1 protein-coding gene and 1 pseudogene are annotated in these 470 nt (G+C 69.6%); one reads left to right on the forward strand and one right to left on the reverse strand.

Going from position 1 to position 470, the window contains the following annotated elements; translation table 11 throughout:
• Position 1 precedes the first annotated feature (1 nt).
• Entirely contained in the window at positions 2 to 175 is a 174-nt protein-coding gene (locus ACH107_RS33515; protein WP_412509292.1) for a TonB family protein, read from the forward strand.
• Positions 176 to 274: 99 nt separating this feature from the next.
• Here the strand turns inward: ACH107_RS33515 and ACH107_RS33520 are convergent.
• Positions 275 to 470: pseudogene (locus ACH107_RS33520) on the reverse strand (calcium-binding protein); the annotation flags it as partial.

Here is a 470-nt window from a genome sequence, read left to right on the forward strand (position 1 = left end):
CATCGGCCGTGACGGGCGCCTGCGCGGCGTGTCCATGATCCGTTCATCCGGGCACAGCGTTCTGGACGAGGCGGCCGTGCGTGCCGTGCGCGCGGCGCGTGGTTTTCCAGCCGCCCCGGCCGGGCTGACCCGGCCGAGCTACACCTTCACGTTGCCGATGCGATACAGCCGCTGAGAAGCCCGCCCGCCGGTCAAAGCGGTCCCCGCTGCGCCCGCGAATGACCGGGGACACCCCCGGTGCCCCCGTGATCCGTGCCGGCATTTGCGGGCCGTGTCAGATGAACTGGAAATCGTCCAGCGTCAGGTCGGCCGCCGCGACGTTCTCGATCGTGACGATATGGCCGTCCACGGTCATCTGCGCGCCGTCGCCTGTGTCGGTGATGTTCAGCGCGTCGAGGAAGCCGCCGAGCCCGTTGCCGCCATTGTCGATGTTGGGCGTGCCGTCCAGCGTGCTGACCGTGCGGATCAGG

The organism is Roseovarius halophilus (ex Wu et al. 2025) (genome assembly GCF_047086965.1).